The 20,392-nt window shown below is 63.9% G+C and carries 18 protein-coding genes and 2 pseudogenes; 17 read left to right on the plus strand and 3 right to left on the minus strand.

Annotation, left to right across the window (positions count from 1 at the left end):
* The first annotated feature begins 22 nt into the window (after positions 1 to 22).
* The 7 genes from L0963_RS17190 to L0963_RS17220 all read left to right on the plus strand — a co-directional run bounded on the left by L0963_RS17190 (position 23) and on the right by L0963_RS17220 (position 6,563).
* Positions 23 to 2,380 carry a TonB-dependent receptor gene (locus tag L0963_RS17190; RefSeq protein WP_234180786.1) on the plus strand — a complete coding sequence of 786 codons (2,358 nt, stop codon included), beginning with the start codon at positions 23 to 25 and terminating at the stop codon, positions 2,378 to 2,380.
* An 84-nt stretch (positions 2,381 to 2,464) separates the two neighbouring features.
* Complete coding sequence (locus tag L0963_RS17195) at positions 2,465 to 2,908, plus strand: nuclear transport factor 2 family protein (RefSeq protein ID WP_234180788.1); 444 nt, start codon at positions 2,465 to 2,467, stop codon at positions 2,906 to 2,908.
* Positions 2,905 to 3,765: an enoyl-CoA hydratase-related protein gene (locus L0963_RS17200; RefSeq protein ID WP_067185454.1), complete on the plus strand. Its 861-nt coding sequence runs from the start codon at positions 2,905 to 2,907 to the stop codon at positions 3,763 to 3,765. Before L0963_RS17195 ends, L0963_RS17200 begins: the two co-directional genes overlap by 4 nt.
* A 1-nt stretch (position 3,766) precedes the next feature.
* Complete coding sequence (locus L0963_RS17205) at positions 3,767 to 4,537, plus strand: enoyl-CoA hydratase/isomerase family protein (protein WP_234180790.1); 771 nt, start codon at positions 3,767 to 3,769, stop codon at positions 4,535 to 4,537.
* Positions 4,538 to 4,548: 11 nt separating this feature from the next.
* Positions 4,549 to 5,049: a flavin reductase family protein gene (locus tag L0963_RS17210; RefSeq protein WP_234180792.1), complete on the plus strand. Its 501-nt coding sequence runs from the start codon at positions 4,549 to 4,551 to the stop codon at positions 5,047 to 5,049.
* Positions 5,015 to 6,163 (plus strand): 3,4-dihydroxy-2-butanone-4-phosphate synthase, encoded by a 1,149-nt coding sequence (gene ribB / locus L0963_RS17215; protein WP_067185449.1) that lies wholly within the window; start codon positions 5,015 to 5,017, stop codon positions 6,161 to 6,163. The genes L0963_RS17210 and ribB overlap by 35 nt, the downstream gene beginning before the upstream one ends.
* Positions 6,153 to 6,563 (plus strand): nuclear transport factor 2 family protein, encoded by a 411-nt coding sequence (locus L0963_RS17220; RefSeq protein ID WP_234180793.1) that lies wholly within the window; start codon positions 6,153 to 6,155, stop codon positions 6,561 to 6,563. The genes ribB and L0963_RS17220 overlap by 11 nt, the downstream gene beginning before the upstream one ends.
* 4 nt (positions 6,564 to 6,567) lie before the next feature.
* Here L0963_RS17220 and L0963_RS17225 read toward each other — a convergent pair whose 3' ends face one another.
* Positions 6,568 to 7,221, minus strand: a complete 654-nt coding sequence (locus tag L0963_RS17225; protein WP_234180794.1) for a TetR/AcrR family transcriptional regulator — start codon at positions 7,219 to 7,221, stop codon at positions 6,568 to 6,570.
* Between the two features lie 140 nt (positions 7,222 to 7,361).
* Between L0963_RS17225 and L0963_RS17230 the strand changes: the two genes are divergently transcribed.
* The 9 genes and pseudogenes from L0963_RS17230 (at position 7,362) to L0963_RS17270 (ending at position 13,944) form a co-directional block, all read left to right on the plus strand.
* A complete protein-coding gene (locus L0963_RS17230; RefSeq protein ID WP_067185444.1) occupies positions 7,362 to 8,483 on the plus strand; it encodes an LLM class flavin-dependent oxidoreductase in 1,122 nt (373 codons plus the stop codon).
* Positions 8,484 to 8,514: 31 nt separating this feature from the next.
* On the plus strand, positions 8,515 to 9,747 hold the full coding sequence (locus L0963_RS17235) for an NAD(P)/FAD-dependent oxidoreductase (protein ID WP_234180796.1): 1,233 nt from the start codon (positions 8,515 to 8,517) through the stop codon (positions 9,745 to 9,747).
* A gap of 18 nt (positions 9,748 to 9,765) precedes the next feature.
* A complete protein-coding gene (locus L0963_RS17240; RefSeq protein ID WP_234180798.1) occupies positions 9,766 to 10,083 on the plus strand; it encodes a 2Fe-2S iron-sulfur cluster-binding protein in 318 nt (105 codons plus the stop codon).
* A 104-nt stretch (positions 10,084 to 10,187) separates the two neighbouring features.
* On the plus strand, positions 10,188 to 10,949 hold the full coding sequence (locus L0963_RS17245) for an SDR family NAD(P)-dependent oxidoreductase (protein WP_067185437.1): 762 nt from the start codon (positions 10,188 to 10,190) through the stop codon (positions 10,947 to 10,949).
* 136 nt (positions 10,950 to 11,085) lie between these two features.
* A pseudogene (locus L0963_RS17250) lies at positions 11,086 to 12,279 on the plus strand (DUF932 domain-containing protein).
* A gap of 121 nt (positions 12,280 to 12,400) precedes the next feature.
* Positions 12,401 to 12,967: pseudogene (locus L0963_RS17255) on the plus strand (ParB/RepB/Spo0J family partition protein); the annotation flags it as partial.
* 232 nt (positions 12,968 to 13,199) lie between these two features.
* A complete protein-coding gene (locus L0963_RS17260) occupies positions 13,200 to 13,448 on the plus strand; it encodes a TrbI/VirB10 family protein (protein WP_326490198.1) in 249 nt (82 codons plus the stop codon).
* A complete protein-coding gene (locus L0963_RS17265) occupies positions 13,445 to 13,666 on the plus strand; it encodes a DUF2274 domain-containing protein (RefSeq protein WP_234180800.1) in 222 nt (73 codons plus the stop codon). The genes L0963_RS17260 and L0963_RS17265 overlap by 4 nt, the downstream gene beginning before the upstream one ends.
* A 29-nt stretch (positions 13,667 to 13,695) precedes the next feature.
* Positions 13,696 to 13,944, plus strand: coding sequence for a helix-turn-helix domain-containing protein (locus L0963_RS17270; protein WP_326490199.1), 249 nt, complete (start codon positions 13,696 to 13,698; stop codon positions 13,942 to 13,944).
* A gap of 237 nt (positions 13,945 to 14,181) precedes the next feature.
* On the opposite strand, the gene L0963_RS17275 is transcribed toward L0963_RS17270, so the two are convergent.
* Both L0963_RS17275 and traA read right to left on the minus strand, forming a co-directional pair.
* A complete protein-coding gene (locus tag L0963_RS17275) occupies positions 14,182 to 15,006 on the minus strand; it encodes a DUF6118 family protein (RefSeq protein ID WP_234180804.1) in 825 nt (274 codons plus the stop codon).
* 10 nt (positions 15,007 to 15,016) lie between these two features.
* Complete coding sequence (gene traA, locus L0963_RS17280; protein ID WP_234180806.1) at positions 15,017 to 17,902, minus strand: Ti-type conjugative transfer relaxase TraA; 2,886 nt, start codon at positions 17,900 to 17,902, stop codon at positions 15,017 to 15,019.
* A gap of 652 nt (positions 17,903 to 18,554) precedes the next feature.
* Between traA and ltrA the strand changes: the two genes are divergently transcribed.
* Entirely contained in the window at positions 18,555 to 20,081 is a 1,527-nt protein-coding gene (gene ltrA, locus L0963_RS17285) for a group II intron reverse transcriptase/maturase (RefSeq protein ID WP_234180809.1), read from the plus strand.
* Positions 20,082 to 20,392 lie beyond the last annotated feature (311 nt).

The following is a 20,392-nucleotide window of genomic DNA, read 5'->3' on the forward strand; positions in this document are numbered from 1 at the left end:
GCATATTGGGAGGAGAGACATGATGACCCAGGAGAAAATGCGCTTCCGGTCCACGCTGCTTGGCAGCGGAGCCGTGCTGATGGCCATCGCTGCGGCTAGCCCGGCCGTCGCCCAGACGACGCCGCCCCCGCCCACCGAAGAAACGAGCTATGACGACAATGCGATCGTCGTGACCGCGCAGAAGCGCGAGCAGAACATCAACGACGTCGGCGTCACGGTGCAGGCGATCAGCGGTTCGATGATCGAAGACCGCCAGATCAACAGCCTCGCCGATCTCGCCAATGCCGTCCCGGGCCTCTCCTACACCAACAGCGGCTCGAACACGCCGGTCTATACGCTGCGCGGCGTCGGCTTCTACGAAACGACGCTTGCCGCCTATCCCGCGGTGTCGGTCTATCTCGACGAAGCGCCGCTCGCCTTCCCGGTGCTCACCAACAATTTGGCCTATGACCTCGAGCGTGTCGAAGTGCTGAAGGGTCCGCAGGGCACCTTGTTCGGCAATAATGCGACCGGCGGTGCGATCAACTATATCGCCGCCAAGCCGACCGACAGCTTCGAGGCCGGCGGCAGCATCAGCTACGGCCGCTTCGACACGATCCAGGGTGAAGCCTATGTGAGCGGCCCGCTGTCCGACAAGATCGGCGTTCGCCTTTCGGGTAAGGCGATCCATTCGGGCGACTGGCAGAAGGGTTATACGAACGACGCGACGACCGGCAAGACCGAGACCTATGCCGCGCGCCTGCTCGTCGACATCAACCCGACCGAAACGCTGCGCGTTCAGCTCAACGTCAATGGCTGGGTCGACAAGAGCGATCCGCAGGCCGTGCAATATATCCTCTATCGTCCGAACATCCCGGGCGTGCCGACCGCGGTCGAAAATTACCCGAAGGCACCCGAGCGTCCGCGCGCGGCCGACTTCACCGAGTCGATCAACCCGAGCTCGAACAACAAGTTCTGGCAGGCCGTCGGCCGCATCGATCTCGACATTTTCGACAATGTCACGCTCACCTCGCTGACCTCCTATGTCCATTATAATCAGGACATGCCCTATGACGGCGACGGCGTGACGCTGCAGGATTTCGACGTCGCCGAGTTCACCGGCAAGGTCCGCACCTTCTCGCAGGAACTGCGTCTCGCCAACTCGGGCAGCTCGGACTTCCGCTGGGTCATCGGCGGCAACTATTCGCGCGACAAGGGCGACGATTATTACATCCTGACCTATCCGGACTCGACGGTCGCCGCGGCGCTCGGCATTACCCGTTCGGGCTATCAGAGCCAGCAGACGATCAAGAATTACGCCGGCTTTGCAAACGGCGAAATCGACTTCGGTCAGATCACCGCGAAGGCCGGCATCCGCTATACCAAGTCCGAGCGCAGCGCGACGTCCTGCTTCTTCAGCCTTGCCGGCCAGCCGCATGGCGTGATCTTCACCGGCATCAGCGACCTGCTCCGCGCGCAGAACGGATTGCCGCCGTCGGGCATGACCTTCGACTCCGATCAGTGTCTGACGATCGATGTGACGGGGATCAACGGCGCGGCGCCGACCTATCTGCCGGGCGAGTTCGCCGGCACGCTCAACGAGGACAATATCTCGTTCAAAGCGGGTCTCGACTGGAAACCCAACCGCGACACCTTGCTCTACGCCAACGTGACCAAGGGCTACAAGGCGGGCAGCTTCCCGTCGTCGGCGGCCGCTACCACCGCGCAGCTTACCGGCGTGAAGCAGGAATCGCTCCTGTCCTACGAGCTCGGCGTCAAGGCGACCCTGCTCGACGGCAGCCTCCAGGCGAACGCTGCGGCCTTCTATTACGACTATAAGAACAAGCAGCTCCGCTCGAAGCTTCTCGATCCCGTGTTCGGCGTCCTCGATGCGCTCGTGAACATCCCGACCTCGGACGTGAAGGGCTTCGAAGTCGAACTCAACGCGCAGCCGACCGACGGGCTCAACGTCTATGCGAACCTCGTTTACGTCGACTCGAAGATCAAGGAGTTCCAGGGCTTCAGCGGCGCCGGCGTGTTCGACGACTTCTCGGGAGCGCCTTTCCCTTACTCGCCGAAATATTCGGTGGGCGCGGGCTTCAACTATGAATTCCCGGTCTCGAGCAGCATGGCGGCCTTCGTCGGCGCCGATCTCACTCATCGCAGCAGCACGACCGCGATCATCGGCAACGCGCCGGGCTACGAGATCGGCGACTATACACTGCTCGACCTTCGCGCAGGCGTGAAGAGCCAGGACGACCGCTGGCAGTTCTCGATCTGGGGCAAGAATGTCGGCAACGAATATTATTGGACGAACGTCGCGAGCTACTACGACACCGTCGCACGCTACGCGGGCCGGCCGGCGACCTATGGCGCCACCCTGTCGTTCAAATACCGGTAAAATTGGGCAAACTCGGAGGGGGCTGCGGTTCCCTCCGGCATTTTTAGACCTGTAGGAAGACCGCTAGTGAATAATGAACAGACATTGAGCCGCCTTGTCGAGACGCAGGCGATCGAACGCATCCTGTTCGACTATGCCTATTATCTCGACATGAACATGCCGGACAAGATGGCCGAGATGTTCACCGACGACTGCGTCGTCGACTATGCGCCGAATTTTGGCGCGACGGGGATTGAAGCCTATAAGAAGACGCTTGATGGAATCGGCACCTTCTTCAAGGCGACCAGTCACCATGTCTCGAACATCTGCGTCGATTTTGTCAGCGATACCGAAGCCACCGTCCGCGCGGTCGTGCTCGCCATCCACCGCTACGCCAAGGACCGCCCCGACGGCATCCTTTACGGCCAATATCATGACGTGGTCGTGAAAGAGGACGGCGTCTGGAAGTTCAAGGTTCGCGTCCTCAAGACGACGATGGGCACCGACTATCATGTGAAGACGGCGAACCCGACGGAGCGCGTTGCGTGACATCGCCGACCGATCGATTCACCGAAATCCGGATCGATCACGCCGGCAGTATCAGCTGGATCGTTCTCAATCGCCCTGACCGCGCCAATGCGCTGTCGGCGGCGATGTTGGAGGAGTTTTCCGAAGCGCTCGAATATCTCAAGGACAATGGCGGCCCCGTGATCGGCATTCGCGCCGAAGGCAAGGGCTTCTGCGCGGGCTTCGACCTCGATCAGGTCGGCAAGCTCGGCGGCGGCACCAGCCTCGACCCGATTGCAGATCGCGACCGGCTCCAGCGCAATCTCGACCGGTGGATCGCCATCTGGGATCATCCCAAGCCGGTGATCGCTGCGGTCCATGGCTATTGCATCGCGGGCGCGACGCAAATGTGCGTCTTTGCGGACATCACCGTGGTGGCGGAGGATGCCCGCATCGGCGAGCCCGCAATCCCGATCGGCGGCGGCTATCTCGCGCCCATCTGGTCGACCTTGGTCGGCCCGAAGCGGGCGAAGGAATTGTCCTTCGTTCCGGGCAATTCGATCGACGGGCGCACCGCGGTCGAATGGGGCTGGGCCAATCATGCGGTTCCCGCCGAGGATCTTGTCGCCTCGGTCGAAGGGCTGGCCGACCGGATCGCGCTGACGCCGCCCGAGGTGCTGCGCATCAAGAAACTCTCGATCAACCGCGCCGCCGAGGCGCAGGGCTTTCGCCAGGCAGCCGCCCATGTCGCGGACATGGATGCGCTGCTCCATCAGGCCGACGCCGTGAAGGCGGTGAAGGCGCGCGCAGCCGAGATCGGGATGAAAGACCTTATTGCGGAATACCGGCGCGAGCCGACGACGCCGCTCAAACCGATCAGAAAAGAAAACGGGGAATAAGATGGCTGATGTCGAATATTCGGTAACGGGCAATATCGCCCATGTACGGCTCAATCGTCCGCAGGGGCTCAACGCGATCACCCCCGAAATGGACGACCTCCTGTTCGAGGCATGGACCGCGATCAACGAGGATCCCAACATCTGGTGCGCGATCCTTTCGGCCGAAGGCGAGAAGGGCTTTTGCATCGGGGCGGATGTCTCGCGCGGTGCCGAACGCAAGTCGCGCATGGCGCTCGCCGGCGGCTTGACCGGCATCGGCGGTCCGATGGTGACGCTGAAGAAGCCGCTCGTGGCCGCCGTGCAGGGCTTCTGCGTCGGCGGCGGTTTCGAGCTTGCCATGTGCGCCGATATCATTGTCGCTGCCGATACAGCGCAGTTCGGACTTCCCGAAACAAAGGTCGGCATCATCGGCGAGTGCGGCGTCGTCCACCGCGCCGTGCGCCAGCTGCCTTACCGCATCGGCATGGCGATGATCCTCACCGGCGACCGCATCAAGGCCGACGTCGCCGAACGCTACGGCCTCGTGAACGAAGTCGTCGCCTTCGCCGATCTCGCCGACACCGCGCAGAAATGGGCCGAAAAGGTCACGGCGGCATCGCCGCTCGCGAACCAGGCCGCGAAGGAAGCCGCGAATGCGCGGTTGGGGCATCCGCTCGAGGTCGCGCTGATGAGCCGCTTCGAGTCGATCGAGCAATATGCGTCGACGGCCGACAAGCGCGAGGGCGAGGTGGCCAGCGCCGAGCGGCGCAAGCCCGTCTGGACGGGGCGCTGAGGGACCGACCCATGACCACGCCGATCGATCCCCGCCACTTTCGCAATGTTCTTGGATGCTATCCGACCGGCGTCTGCGTCGTCACTGCGACGCACGACGGCGCACGGCACGCGATGGTCGTCGGAAGCTTCACCTCGATCTCGCTCGATCCGCCGCTCGTCGGCTTCTTTCCGGACAAGAAGTCGACGAGCTGGCCCCAGATGGAAGCGACCGGGCATTTCTGCGCCAACATCCTCGCTGCCGACCAGAAGCATCATTCGAGCCGCTTCGCCGCCAAGGGCGAGGACAAGTTCGCCGGGATCGATTGCGGCACCACGCCCGCCGGCCTGCCGCTCCTCGACGATGTGCTCGCCTGGATCGAATGCTCGATTGCGTCGGTGACCGAGATCGGCGACCATCTTCTCGTTGTCGGCGCCGTGCAGGCGCTCGAGATGCGCGACACCGGCACCCCGTTGCTCTTTTTCCGCGGAGGCTATCATGACCTTGCAGCCTGTATCGAAACCCAGGCATGACCCGGTGACGGCGATATCGCCCATCGCGGACATCATTGCCGAAGCCCGCAACGGGAAGCCCTTCATCCTCGTCGATGCCGACGACCGGGAGAATGAAGGCGACATCATCATCCCCGCGCAATTTGCGACGCCCGACCGTATCAACCAGATGGCGACGCACGCCCGCGGCCTCATCTGCCTCACCATCACTGCCGAGCGCGCGCGTTTCCTCGAACTCGAGCAGATGTCGCAGAACAATCGCTCGGGCCATGGCACCGCCTTCACCGTCTCGATCGAGGCGCGCGAAGGGGTGACGACGGGCATCTCGGCCTATGACCGCGCCCACACCGTGTCGGTGGCGATCAACTCGCGCGATCCGAAGCGCGACATCGTCTCGCCGGGCCATGTCTTCCCGCTCGTCGCGCGCGACGGCGGCGTGCTCGTGCGCGCCGGCCACACCGAGGCGGCGGTCGATATTTCCAATCTTGCGGGGCTCATCCCGGCGGCGGTCATTTGCGAAGTGATGAACGACGACGGCTCGATGGCGCGCCTCGCCGACCTCATTCCCTTTGCTGAAAAACATGGCATGAAGATCGGCACGATCGCCGACCTCATCGCCTTCCGGCGCAAGTCCGAAATGCTCGTCGAGCGCGTCGCCTCGGGGCCGTTCGTCAGCCATTATGGCGACGATTTCACCATCCATGTCTATCGCGACAAGGTCGACGGCGGCGAGCATGTCGCGCTCACCCGCGGCACGATCAAGCCCGACAGCGACACGCTCGTGCGCGTCCACCAGTTCGATCTCACCGCCGATCTGCTCGGCTATCGCAACGCCCATCCCGATTATGTGCCGGCGGCCTTGAAGCAGCTCGCCGCGCATGACGGCCCGGCGGTCGCGGTGTTCATCCAGGACCCCGATCCGCAGTCGATCTCGCGCCGCGTCGGCGGAGGGCGGCGCGAATATGCCGAGCGTGCAAGCGACCGCGACTATGGTTTCGGGGCGCAGATCCTGCGCGATGTCGGCGTCGGACGCATGACGCTGCTCACCTCCAGCAACCGCAAGATGGCCGCCCTCGAAGGCTTCGGCCTCGAGATCGTCGGCCGCCAGCCCATCGTGGCGAGCGATGACGGCTGAGGCGGGCCTCGCCGCGAACAAGGAAGTGGTGCGCCGCTTCTTCGAGACTTTCTCGAGCGGCGATGTCCCGGCGATCCTCGATGCGATGGCCGACGACGGCGGCTGGTGGGTATCGGGGCGGCTCGACGGCATGTCGGGGCGCTATGACAAGGCGAGTTTCGGGCCGTTGCTCGCCGGCGCGACGCAAATCTACAAGGACGGGTGCCTGCGGATCGAGCCCAAAAGCATGATTGCCGAGGGCGATCATGTCGCGGTCGAGGCCGAGGGCCGCGCCGAACTGCTCGATGGCCGGGTGTACACGCCGCACTATCATTTTCTCGTCGAGGTGCGCGGCGGGCGCGTGCAGGAAGTGCGCGAATATATGGACACGCAGCATGCGAAGGAGATTTTCTTCGCCTGACGGCTCAGCCGGCGGCGTCGCCGGCATAAGGAGCGGCCAGCGCCGCTTCGATCTGGCCGATCGTATCGTCGAGCATCAGCTCGAGCTTCTCCGACTGTCCCATCATCCCGCGCGAATGGATCACCAATATGTTGAGGAACATGAAGCAGGCGGTGATCAGGCGGCGCTGCGCCGCAGTGTCGGGCATCGCGGGCATATGAGCGCGCAGCAGCATCAGCGTGCGCGCGAGCGCGGGCGGCAAATCCTCGCCGAAATTACCATAGCCGCGCCCTTCATGGCGCATCAGATACTGGCTGAGGAAGGCCGCATAGGCATAGTCGCCATGCGCATCGATGAGCTCGATCTGCGGCAGGAAGACCGTGCCGATCAGCGTCCTGAGATCGATCGCCTCGTCGGGCCGGTCGCCGAGCATGACGACGCGCCCGGCTTCCATCTGCCACATCCGGTAGCTGAAAACCGCCTGCACCAGCGCCTCGCGGGTGCCGAAATGATATTGGACGGCATGGTGATTGCGCTGCCCCGCGGCGGCGGCGATCTCGCGCAGCGAGGCGCCCTCGATACCGTCGCGCGCGAAAATCGTCTCGGCCGCATGGATGAGCGCGCGCTTCGCCTCGCCGGGCGGCGTCGGGATCGTCTGGGCAATGGCGGCATTGATCATGGCCCGGTGTGGCTCGCTCGCGCAGGCAGGTCAACCGACCCGCGCAGATTTTATCAACGCCTATGTTGATTCTTCTTGACCCCGATGCCTCAAAAGGTCAATTTAAGCCGACTGGCTTAATGCCGGCTGGGAGAGACATTATGAGCATGGACACGGGTCTGATCTTTCACCCCTATATGCGTCCGGGGCGCACTGCGCGTCAGACGTTCGAATGGGGGGTGCAAAGCTCCATCGCCGCCGACAAGGCGGGCTTTTCGACGATGATGATTTCCGAACACGCCTCGCAGATCTGGGAGAATATCCCGGCGCCCGAGCTGATCATGGCGGCTGCCGCGCTCCAGACCGAGAAGATCAAGTTCGCGCCGATGGCGCATATCCTGCCGCACCATAATCCGACCAAGCTCGCGATGACCGTCGGCTGGCTCTCGCAGATCCTCGAAGGCCGCTATTTCATGGGCATCGGGGCAGGGGCCTATCCGCTCGCTTCCTATATGCACGGCATCAAGGAAGAGGATCAGAACACCGAGCATCTCAACGACATGGTGCGCGAATCCCTCTTCATCATGGAGAAGATCTGGGCGCGCGAACCCTTCTTCTACGAAGGCAAATATTGGGACGCGGGCTTCCCCCAGGAGGAGGAAGCGCTGACCGAGGAGGACGAGCAGCACAAGCTCGCCAATTATTCGCCCTATGGCGGCGGCTTCCCCGAGTTCGCGGTCACCGGCTTCAGCGCCAATTCGCCCTCGATGCGGCTCGCCGGCGAGCGCAACTTCAAGCCGGTCTCGATCTATTCGGGTCTCGACGCGCTGAAGCGCCACTGGGAAATTTACTCCGAGGCGAACATCAAGGCGGGCTTCACCCCCGACCGCTCGCGCCACGCCGTGTCGCAGACGGTCTTCGTCGCCGACACCGACGCCGAGGCCAAGCGCCTCGTCATGGAGGGGCCGATCGGCTTCTGCTTCAATCGCTATCTCATCCCCATCTGGCGCCGCTTCGGCATGATGGACGGCTTCGCGAAGGATGCCGGCATCGACCCGCTGGCCGCCGATCTCGAATTCCTCGTCGACAATGTCTTCGTCGTCGGCTCGCCCGATACCGTGGTCGACAAGCTCAACCATCTTTTCGAAAAATGCGGCGGCTGGGGAACGCTCCAGATCGAATCGCACGATTATTATGACGATCCCGCTCCCTGGTTCCATTCGCTCGAGCTCGCCGCAAAGGAAGTGGCGCCCCGGGTGAAGCTGCCTGGCGCGGCCAACTGAGAGGATAAGGGGCGCGATGGCAGGGGACGCGATGGACTTTGATGTGGTGATCGTGGGGGCAGGGCATGGCGGCGCGCAGGTCGCCGTCATGCTCCGCACCCAGAAGTTCGAGGGGACGATCGCGATCATCGGCGACGAGCCCGAGCTCCCCTATGAACGCCCGCCGCTCTCGAAGGAATATTTCGCGGGCGAGAAGGAGTTCGAGCGCATCCAGCTTCGCCCCGCCAAATATTGGGACGAGCGCGGCGTGGCGATGCTCCTCGGCCAGCGTGTCGTCTCGGTCGATCCCGCCGCGCACAAGGTCACGACCGACCGCGGCGAGACGATCGGCTATGGCAAGCTCGTCTGGGCGACCGGCGGTTCCCCGCGCATGTTGCCGATCCCCGGCGGCGATCTGCCCGGCGTCCAGGGCGTGCGCACGCGCGCCGACGCCGATGCGATGAAGGCGGCGTCCGAGACGGCGCGCCAGATTGTCGTCATCGGCGGCGGTTATATCGGGCTCGAGGCCGCGGCGGTCCTGCGCAAGGCGGGCAAGAAGGTGGTGCTATTGGAAGCGCTCGACCGCGTGCTCGCCCGCGTCGCCGGCACCGACCTGTCGCGCTTCTACGAGCGAGAGCACCGCGAACATGGCGTCGACCTGCGCCTCGGCGTGTCGGTCGAAGCGCTTGAGGGCGATGCGCAGGTCACCGGCGTCCGGCTTGCCGACGGCGAGATCATTCCCGCCGATCTGGTCATCGTGGGCATCGGCATCATTCCTGCGGTCGAGCCGCTGATCGCGGCCGGCGCCGAGGGCGGGAACGGCGTTCTCGTCGACCGTCTCTGCAAGACGAGCCTCCCCGACATCTACGCGATCGGCGACTGCGCCGCGCACGAGAATGACTATGCCGAGGGCGTCGTGATCCGGCTGGAATCGGTCCAGAATGCCAACGACCAGGCCAATGTCGTGGCCAAGGGCATCGTCGGCGACGAAGCCCCCTATCATGCCATTCCCTGGTTCTGGTCGAACCAATATGACCTCAAGCTTCAGACCGCCGGACTGTCGACCGGTCACGACCGCGCCGTGCTGCGCGGCGATGTCGCGAGCCGCAGCTTCTCGGTCGTCTATCTGAAAGCCGGCAAGGTGATCGCGATCGACTGCGTCAACGCGACCAAGGACTATGTCCAGGGCCGCATGATCGTGACCGCCGGTCTCGTCGCGACCGCCGAGCAGCTCGCCGATCCCGAAACGCCGCTCAAATCCTTGCTGCCCGCGGCAGCCGCATAACCAGATGGAGTTTAGTGCATGCCAAGTTTGACCGTGGTCGATCGCGAGGGGACCGCCCACACGCTGGAGGCCGATGCCGGGCTGACCTTGATGGAGGTGATCCGCGACAACGGATTCGACGAGCTGCTCGCGCTGTGCGGCGGCTGCTGCTCGTGCGCGACCTGCCATATCCATGTCGATCCCGCCTTTGTCGGCAAGCTGCCGGCGATGAGCGACGATGAAAATGATCTTCTCGACAGTTCGGAGGACCGCAACGAAACGTCGCGCCTCTCGTGCCAGATTCCGTTCGACGACGCGCTCGACGGCATCAAGGTTACGATCGCACGCGAAGATTGAGCGGCCCGGCCTGGCGATGAGGCCCTGCGGTCGGTCCGCCGGGCCCTTTGGCATGAGCGGGCGATGACCTTGCGCCGCAGGCGCACAGCTGAACGGAGACGGATATGGAAGTGAACAATCTGACCGCGGTGGTGACCGGCGGTGCCTCGGGCCTTGGCGGCGCGACCGCGGCGATGCTCGCGGGGCTCGGCGCGAAGGTGACGATCTTCGATCTCAACGAAGAAGTCGGCGAGGCGCATGCCGCGGCGATCGGCGGGCTGTTCGCGCGGGTCGATGTCGCCGACGAGGCGAGCGTTGCCGCCGGTCTCGATGCTGCCGAGGCGGCCCTTGGCGTCACGCGCCTCCTCGTCAATTGCGCCGGCGTCGCGCCGGCGATCAAGACCGTCGGCAAGGAGAATGCGCCGCATCCGCTCGCCGCCTTCCGACGCGCGGTCGAGATCAATCTCGTCGGCAGCTTCAACGTCATCGCCCAGTTCGCCGCGCGTCTCGCGGCAGCCGAGCCAATCGGCGAAGAACGCGGCGTCATCGTCAACACGGCTTCGGTTGCGGCGTTCGACGGGCAGATAGGGCAGGCGGCCTATGCTGCCTCGAAGGCCGGCGTCGCGGGCATGACGCTTCCTGTCGCGCGCGATCTTGCGCAGCACCGCATTCGCGTCGTCACCATCGCGCCCGGCATCTTCCTGACGCCCATGCTGATGGGCTTGCCGCAGGCCGCGCAAGACAGCCTCGGGACGCAGGTTCCGCACCCGAGCCGCCTCGGCAAGCCCGAGGAATATGCGCAGATGGTCCGCGCAATCGTCGAGAATCCGATGCTCAACGGGGAGACGATCCGCCTCGACGGCGCGATCCGCATGGCGCCGCGCTAGGGCCCGAAGACACCGGACCTGCCGAGGGCAGGCTCCGGCGGCCACCTTCGGTGTCCGAAGAGGAAGAGTCCGGCCGGAAGCCGTGACGGAAAGAGGTTGGGAGAGAGGCTCCCGGCGTCCGTCATGGAGCAAGGTCATGACCCCACTTACCCAAAATCCGGCGCCGGGCCAGCCGCTTGGCTACAAGGTCGATATTTCGCGCGGCCAGCGGCTCGGCCGCGTCTCGTCCGAATGGTTCTCGTGACCCGACGATGAGCGCTATCTCTCGCTGCCCGACCTTTATGAAGCGGTGCGCGCGCGGGCCGACGCTGCCACGACTCGCACCGTCGAAACGCGCGCGATCCATGTCGAGGCCGCATCCGACAATCCCGAGCGGCTGGTGCTCAGGCTCCCCGACCGCAGCGAGCCCGTGGCGCCGACCCATTGGTCCTTCGGCCAGCTCTGCAGCCTCGTGGGCGCGCCGGCTGGCTATTTGCGCCAACTGCCTGCAGCGCTTGCCGGCATCAACATGCAGCATGGCTTGCTGTCGCATCGCGGAGAATTGGTGAAGACCCTCGAGACCGGCGACGGCCGCACCGAGCTGCGCGCCGTGACCGGCCCCGACTATGGCCGCATCTGGGACCATGAACTCGTGTCCGCCGTGATGAAGATTGCGGGCAACGGCACCGGCGACACGCGCTGGAAGATCCCCGGCATGCTCGACTGGTCGACGATGCATCACAATCCCTTCGTCGAGGTGACGAAGGACACGACCACGCTGTACGCCAGCGACCGCGACGTGTTCCTCTTCCTCGTCGATGACGCCAACCCGATCGAAGCCGGGCGCCTCCCGAACGGCGACCCCGACCTTTTCTTCCGCGGCTTCTACTGCTGGAACAGCGAGGTCGGGTCGAAGACGCTCGGCATGGCGACCTTCTATCTTCGCGCCGTGTGCATGAACCGGAACATCTGGGGCGCCGAAGGTTTCGAGGAGATCAGCATCCGGCACAGCAAATTCGCGGCCGGCCGCTTCGCGCAGGAAGCCTCGCCCGCGCTCGAGCGCTTCGCATCCTCGTCGCCGGGGTCCTTCCTGAACGGGATCAGTGCCGCGCGCACCGCGATCGTCGCCAAGACCGTCGAGGAGCGACAGACCTTCTTGCGCAAGCGCGGCTTCTCGAAAGGCGAGACCGACAAGATCATCGCGACGGTCCTCCAGGAAGAGGGCCATCCGCCGACGTCGATCTTCGACTTTGTGCAGGGCATCAACGCGCTCGCGCGCGACCGGCCGCATCAGGATGCGCGTCTCGAGCTGGAAGGAAAGGGCGCGAAACTGCTGGCTTCGGTTCGCTGACGCCAGCTCGGCGCGTCGGTCTGGCGTGGTCCTGTTCCCAAGAGGAAGAGGGCTGCGCCGGAGCCATGACGGGCCAGGGGTCGAGAGAGAGTCTTTCGGCGGCTCGTCATGGAGACAAGTCATGACGAAGCATGTGAAAATCACCCTCAGCGGCGCGCGCGACATCCCGTTCAGCGCGCTCGTCCTGAGCCAGGCAAATGTCCGCCGCGTGAAGGCCGGGGTGTCGATCGACAGTCTGGCGGCCGATATCGAGCGGCGCGGCCTGCTCCAGAGCCTGACCGTTCGCGCCCAGCGCGACGAGGATGGCCAGGAAACGGGCAAGTTCGAGGTGCCCGCGGGTGGGCGCCGCTTCCGCGCGCTGCAGCAGCTGGTCAAGACCCGCCGCATGGCCAAGACCGAACCGGTCCCGTGCATCGTGCGCGACGACGACATCGTGTCGGCCGAGGAGGATTCGCTCGCCGAGAATGTCCACCGCGAGCCGCTGCATCCGCTCGACCAGTTCCGCGCCATGCAGAAGCTCGTCGAACAGGGCAGCGACATCGAGAGCATCGCCGCCACCTTCATGGTGACGCCTGCCGTCGTGAAGCAGCGCCTCAAGCTCGCCGGTGTCTCGCCGAAGCTGCACGACATCTATGCCGAAGACGGCATGACGCTCGAACAGCTGATCGCCTTCGCGGTCGCCAGCGATCAAGCACTATTCAGGGCTTGCCAACTTCCCGATGCGCCCGCGGGCGACGGATCTAACATTACGGCCCACCAACTGCTCAGGCTTCTGTACGCTGATCGCCGCGATGCTATGCTCCCAGTCGTCGCGAACCTCGCCGCTCATGTGATAAATCGACCGGGGCGCGAGCACGGCGGTCGACCGGTCGAATCCGGCCTCGGTGCGGCGGCGGAACCGCATTGTCGCGTGGGGCCGGATGCTCCGCGCTGCGCTGATCTCTTCGCTTCTCGGCGTCGGGACCGAATTGGTGTCGGGTGGCGACAGTGACCTCGTGCGCGCTTTGCGCGCCGGGGTGCAGGACGGCACGAACGAGGCGGGAAGGCGGGTTGTCGAGCGCGAACTATCCGTTCCCCCGACCCTCACAGTGCGCCCGGGCTTCGCGTTCCGCGTCATCGTCACGCGCGATTTGATACTCGAGCCGATCGACATCGAGGCGGCGCGATGACGAAGCTCCGCCTCGGTCCGATCGCCGAAGACAAACCGGTGAAGCTGACGCTCGAGATATCGGGCGCGCTGGCGCGCGACCTCGCGGATTATGCCGAGGTCCATGCCAAGCTGACAGGGCTCGCATCGGCGCTGGCGCCGGAGAAGCTCATCCCGCCGATGATCGAACGCTTCATCGCCGGCGACCGGGAGTTCAGCAAGCAGCGGCGGAGAACATAGCGATGCACCGCCGCGGAAGCGGAGCAATTGTGACGACCGGCGACGTCCGGTCGCCGATCGAACCGATCAGTGTTCGCATTCCTGACGCCAGCCGCATGACCGGTCTGGGGCGCTCGACCATATATGAGCTGATCGCCTCGGGGGACATCGAGGCTGCAAAAGTCGGGCGCGCGACCGTCATCATGGTGGACAGTATCCGCCGCTTTCTCACCGCAAATCGAATGCAGCGTCGCCCGCGCGGAACGACGGCATCTGAGACATCGCAGGAAGCGAACTGACAAAAACGGTCTGTCGTATTCCGCAAACTATTCGTCGAATGGGGGCTGAAAGTGGGGCGATTTTCGACCGGATGTCAAAATAAATCATGTGAAAACAGATGGTTAATGCCTCGATGTGGGTCCCTCCTCCGCTACCATTCAAGTCATTTATCGCTTTGTTTTCAAAGGATAAAATGACTTTTTCGGAAAATCGAAACCACATTCGTTCCCACATTTTGTGCGGGTCGGAATGGGCTGTTATGCCCCTCTCTGGGATCGTGTCGCGGCCCCCGCTGGCGTTGCTGCTGTCTCCCCTTCTCGATTGCTTGGACGAATCTTGACGGTGCATCGGACTGCCTGCTTCGAGGTTGCAGCGGTCTTTCGGCAAGCGTCAATGGCATCGCGGTTGTCGCGCTGGATTTCGGCAGCTTGCACAAGTGCATTCCATGCCTCCGGGCTGTCGCTTTGCATCATCCGTGCGCCTGCGTCCCAGCGAGAGGATGCGCCCACCATCCGCGCTGCCATGCGTTCGGGCCAGTGCCAGCTTTCCGGCATGACACGGGCAATGGTGCCAGGAAGAAAGGACCAAAGCAGTATGCCTGCCAGCAAGGCTCCGCCCGCTACTTGGTAGAGCTGCTGCCGCTGCTCGGCAGCGGTGCGCGCATTGGAGATGACGCTCCGCATTTCCTGGGCGGCGTGGTTCAAGTCACTCCGGGCCTGGCTTATCCTGTCCTGATCGCTGCGCCGCGCGGCTTCGGCTGCGGCAGCGATCCGATTGCCAATGCTGTCAGGGGTCATCTGCAATGCCGGATGGCGCGCAATGCCCTTCAGGCTCTCGCTGATCGCGCCCATCCGCTTGGCCATGTCGGTGAGGGTCGGACCATAGTCGGGAATGACAATGTCCGCGCGCTCGGCGGCAAGGTGCTGAACCGCGCGGCGCATCAAAGCCAATTCGCCTTCCAGGCGGGCGAAAGCCTCGGCGGCGGGATCGCCAGCGGTATCCAGGGTGGCCGGGTCGGGTTCCGGCTCCGGCTCCGGTTCAAGGTCGAGCGGCAGTTCTACGTCATCGGTATCGGTATCCATCGCGTTTCTCCTACAGGCCCATGCCGATTGACCGGCTCCGCTCCACCGAGATGGAAGCGGCAAGGTCGCGGGCCAGATCGCGACCGAGTTCTGTCTTGATGCCAAGCTCACGGGTGCGACTGCGCAGCAGGGATTCGACCTGCGCGTCGCGCTCCAGCCCCTTCACCAAATCCGTCATACGGTTGGTGAGCCTCTGCGCGCCCTTGGTGTCACCATCGCGCTGCATGGCCTCGCGCGCCTGCCCAAGCCGCTTCCAGTCGCTGACAAAGCGGTCGGCGCGCTGCGCGGGATCGACGCGGATTGCGGCTTCAAGCTGCATGGCCCGGATCGCGCCCTGGCTGCGGCCATCGGCAGCCTCGCGCGCCAGACCCGGCTGACGCTGCAAGGCGCTGGCGAGGTCGGCTGTTCCATTGGGCCGGATCGCGTCGAGCGCCTTTCCGGCTTTCTCCAGCGCGTCGCGCTGGTGTGGCAGGACCGGCAATCCCTGTTCACGCATCTGCCCGATGTCGGCGGCAGCACGTGCGTAGCGTTCGACGGCCTTGCGTTGATCGGACAAGCCTGCCTGATCGGTCGGCAGAGCTTCGAGTTTCTGGGCCGGTGGGCGGAATCCGGCGAAGATCGACTTCGCCCGTTCCGGCAACTGCCGCGCAATCTCCACGATCCGCTCGCGGAACGTGATGCCGCGCCGTTCGGCAAACTGTTGTTCAGGCTTGTAGTCGCTCGCCATGTCCTTGCCGCGCTCGCGGCTTAGAGTGCGGACCAGTTTCGACTGATCGGCGAAGTCGTCGCGGCCATAATGCAGGGCAAGGCCGTCACGGTGGCGGGACATCGCCACATAGGCACCGTGGCTGTCCATGCCCGGCGTCGCCAGCACATGGGCGCGGTCCACCGTCATCCCCTGCGCCTTGTGGATCGTCGCTGCATAGCCGTGATCGATGTGCGCATAATCCTTGGTGTCGAAGGCGACACTGCGACCATCGTCGGTGCGGACCGCCATGCGCTGCGGCGTCACCTGTTCTACAGTACCGAGTGTGCCATTCTTGACGCCCATACCCCGCTCATTGCGCAGGAACATGATGCGGTCGCCGCTGGCGAAATGACGCTCGCCCCGCTCGGCGCGGATGGCCACGTCGTTGCCTAGTTCACCACTGGCGCGCAGCCTACCGCGCGCCGCGTCATTGAGTTCGCGCACCTCGTCATTGGTGTGGGTGAGGATGATCCGCGTATCGCCGGGACTGGCCTGGCGGTCGCGATTCCAACGCTCGATCAGCTCGCCACGCGCTGCCTCCCGCGTCTCGGCGGTGTGGACCATGGCGCGTTCGCCATAGGCCTGAATGGCAAGGCCGGTGCGCCCGGTGGCAAGGTGCCGTGTGGCATCCTGCTGCCAGCCTTCGTGCTGACGGCGCACTTCGCTGATTTCGACGCCGCCATGCCGTTCGTGGATCGACCGGAATGCAGCCCCGGCTTCGATGGCCTGGAGCTGTTGCGGGTCGCCGACCAGGACAACCTTCGCGCCTGCATCGGCGGCATGGGACAGCACGCGCTCCATCTGGCGCGTGCCGACCATGCCCGCTTCATCGATCACCAGCACATCGCGCGAAGTGAGCAATTCGCGGCCTTGGCCCCACTGATGATCAAGGCTGGCGATGGTGCGCGACGTGATACCGGAACCATGCTCAAGTCCCTCGGCGGCAATGCCGGAAAGGGCGACACCGCGAACGGTATAGCCAGCGCTTTCCCAAGCCTCGCGCGCCACGCCCAGCATCGCGCTCTTGCCGGTCCCGGCATAGCCGACGACAACATTGAGGCCGCGACTATCGGTGACATGCTCGAACGCCGCGCGCTGCTCGCCGGATAGCGCCAGGCCACGTTCCGCTGCGCGCGCCAGCGCTCCTTCCCGGCCACGATCTTCGACCTGATGCCGCTCGCGTTCTGCCAGCAATTCCGAAGCGCGACCGAGCCGCTGCTCGGTTTCGATCATCTGGCGCGATGTGAACCGCTCTTCGCCGCGTCCGTCTTTGCCCAGCGCGATCAGATCGGACGAACCGCGCACCGCGCTCATGGCCAAATCGAATTGCTCTTTCCCGTCGCTGTGCCGATGCACGAACATGGCAAGGTCGCGGTTCGTGAAAGTGGCCTGGCTGTGCGTGATCGCATCAAGCGCGACAGCGGGATTGGCGATGATCCGCTCGCCATTACGCTGCGCGACAGCGCGGTGTTGTTCAATCCGTTCGGCCTCAAGCCCGCGCACGCCCATGCGCGATGCGGCGGGGCCGATCTTGTCCTGCGGCTCCAGTGCAATGCCCTGCGCCTCCAGGCTGCGGTGATCGATCCGCGCATCGATATCGAGTTCGGCAAGGCGTTGGTTGACGTGATCGGCCCAGCGCTCGCGCCACTGCTCCACCAGCTCAGCCATGTTCCACTCGCGCACCTTCGGGCCGAACCCGTCTTTGCCGACTTCGCGCATGGTGAGCATGACATGCGCGTGGGGCTTGGGCTGGCCGTCCGCACCAATATCCCAATGGACATTGAGGTCGGCGATCATGCCCTTGTCGACGAACTCGGCCTCGGCGAATTCGCGCGCCAACTCGATGCCTTGTTCCTTGGTCAGCTCGCGCGGAATGGCGAATTCGACATCGCGGGCAAGCTGCGAGTCCTTGCGCTTCTCGGCGGCCTCGACCGCATTCCAGAGCTTTTCGCGGTCGGCAAATTCTTCCGGCGCGCCTTCCGGCAGCAGCACTTCGGAATGGATGACCCCGTCCTTGTTGGTGAAGTCATGGTCGCGGCCGAGCCGTTCGTCATGCAGCCGCTCGGCTCCGCGATAAGCAGCGGCGGCCACGGCGCTGCGCCCGCTCGACCGGCTGATGACTTTAACAGAGAGGTGGAAGATCGCCATGACGGCAATCCGTGCGTCAGGTTCTGACGTTGAAAGAAAGGAGGTATTTCAATTTCATGCTCCTTATGATCTCGCGGGGTGAGATGCCCCGCGCGTCGTGTGACGCAACATGCGACGACAAGCAGATGGGTGAGGTGAACCGGGTGCTTCCGGGGAGCCATAAATCAGCAGAACCCGTCAAAGCCGGACGGGCGGGGACTTCCGACCCCGTGAGCGGTCCGGCCAGCGAGCTTGCCATGGCAAGGGAAACCGAACCGATGGCGGACGCCCCGTTTAAACATGGAACTCGCCGACTCGGAAGTGGGCGGGTCGGTCTGCGGCGCAAGCCGCTGGCCGGTGAAGCGTTGGTCTGCGGTGGATTGACGCGGACTGGAGGCACGCGGCTCGCCGCGCGCCAGCCCCGGCATGGGTTTGCGTGGTGCCGAGGCCAGACTTCACACGGGGTATAGTCGGTGCCTACAGCAAGCGAGAGATCATTGGGGGAACCTGAGAACCTTGTCATCACTTCCGGCGCTTTCGGACGCCGGATGGCTGAAGCGACCAGCGACCGTGGTGACGAGGGGCGGAGCCTTCGTAGTAGTCCGAGAACGGGAAAGCCGTTCACATGGCGAAGGGAGGCAGTGGATATGGCAGGCAAGCAGGAGGTGGGCTTATGTCCGGCGCGGTGAATGCCGCGTTCGTCCTCGACATGCAGCGCAAGCTGTATCGGTGGAGCAACGAAGACCCGCACAAGGTCTTCGAAGATCTGTTTAATCTCGTATGCGACCGCAGAACCCTTTCCGAAGCCTGGCAAAAGCTTGTCCGCAACAGCGGCAGCCGGACACCGGGAACGGACGGGATGACGCGGCGCTCGGTCGAACAGCGCGCCGGTGGCGCCGTGCGGCTCCTCGATGAAATACGCGAGGCGCTTCGCAACGGAAATTATCACCCGGAACCCGTCAGGCAACGGCTCATCCCGAAGCCCGGCAAACCGGGTCAGTTCCGGCCACTCGGCATACCCACGCTGATCGATCGTGTGGTGCAAATGGCTTTGAAGCTGATTTTGGAGCCCATCTTCGAGGCGGATTTTTATCCGACCTCTTACGGGTTCCGAAGGGGACGCAGCACCCATGATGCTCTGGAGCGCATCCAGAAATGTCTTCATCCGTCGATCCGTGGATCCTCCGTCTACAGGTTCGTCATTGAAGGCGACATCAAGGGCTGCTTCACCGCAATCGACCACCACGTCATGATGGAGCGCGTGCGACGGCGCATCAGCGACCGCAAGGTGCTGATGCTGATCCACGCATTCCTGAAGGCGGGCATTATGGTCGAGGGGACACTTCGTCATCCCGTTACCGGCTCGCCGCAAGGCGGGATCATCTCGCCGATGCTGTCCAATATTTACCTGACAGCGATCGATGAGAGATACGGGCGATGGTCCATGCGCTCTCTTGAACCAAGTATGAGGGCGGCACGCCGGCGGGCACTTGACCGCGCGAACGGCAAGCCGACCTTCTACATGGTCCGATACGCGGACGACTTTGTCGTCCTCGTCGAAGGCACGAGGGAGCAGGCGGAAGCGGAAAAGTCGGCGCTTGCGGAGTTCCTGAAAACGGAGCTTCGCATGGAGCTGTCGATGGAAAAGACCCGGGTCACCGACGTCAGGGAAGGCTTCGACTTCCTCGGCTATCGGGTGGCGCAAACAAAGGCGCTCCGCACGGGGCGTCTGGTCGGCAACCTCTTCATCCCGAAGAGCAAGCTGAATGACCTGCGTCACAGGCTCAAGGTCATGGCGAAGGGCATCCCGACCGGGCGCCCGCTCGCTTATGTTATCGGCAAGTTCAACCCTATCCTGCTCGGGTGGCGGAACTATTACCGTTACGCCACACAGGCTTGCCGGGACTTCTCCCGGCTCGATAAATGGATATGGGAGCGCGTAGGGCGTTGGCTCAGGAAGAAGCACCGAAAGACGTCGTGGCGAACGCTGCGGCATCGCTTCACCACCAACGCTCGGGGGCAACGGCTGCGATGGGCCGATGGGTCCAGACGGCTGCGTCTCCTCCGGGAAGGGGGGACGATGCGATACCCACACCGCAGCATCGAGAAACCGAACGGATGGAATGCAGTCCAGAGGCGCGATCAGCGCGAAAGCATGGCGGGCTTCTGGGACGCATTTGGTCGCCTCAACTGGGGTTGACGTCCACCCTCGCGTGGTCAGGCGCGCGGGCATGGAGAGCCGGATGCAGGGAAACTTGCACGTCCGGTTCGGTGAGAGGGATGAAGAGACTCGTCACCGCAAGGTGAGGGAGCGCTTCATCCCTACTCTTCATTTACGCCACCAAGCGCACGTCGGCACGACGTATAAGCGCGCCCTCCCATGATAAAATTGTCAAACGGCGTTCAAAAGGGACCCCCGATCGGCGTCGAAGAGGGACCCCCTTTTCGGATAATATGATGCTGGTTTGTTGAAGATGGCCTTGCGCTGCGTGCGGCGGAGGGCGGGCGTAG

The sequence above is a fragment of the Sphingopyxis sp. NFH-91 genome (genome assembly GCF_021401285.1).
Taxonomy (GTDB): Bacteria; Pseudomonadota; Alphaproteobacteria; order Sphingomonadales; family Sphingomonadaceae; genus Sphingopyxis; species Sphingopyxis terrae_A.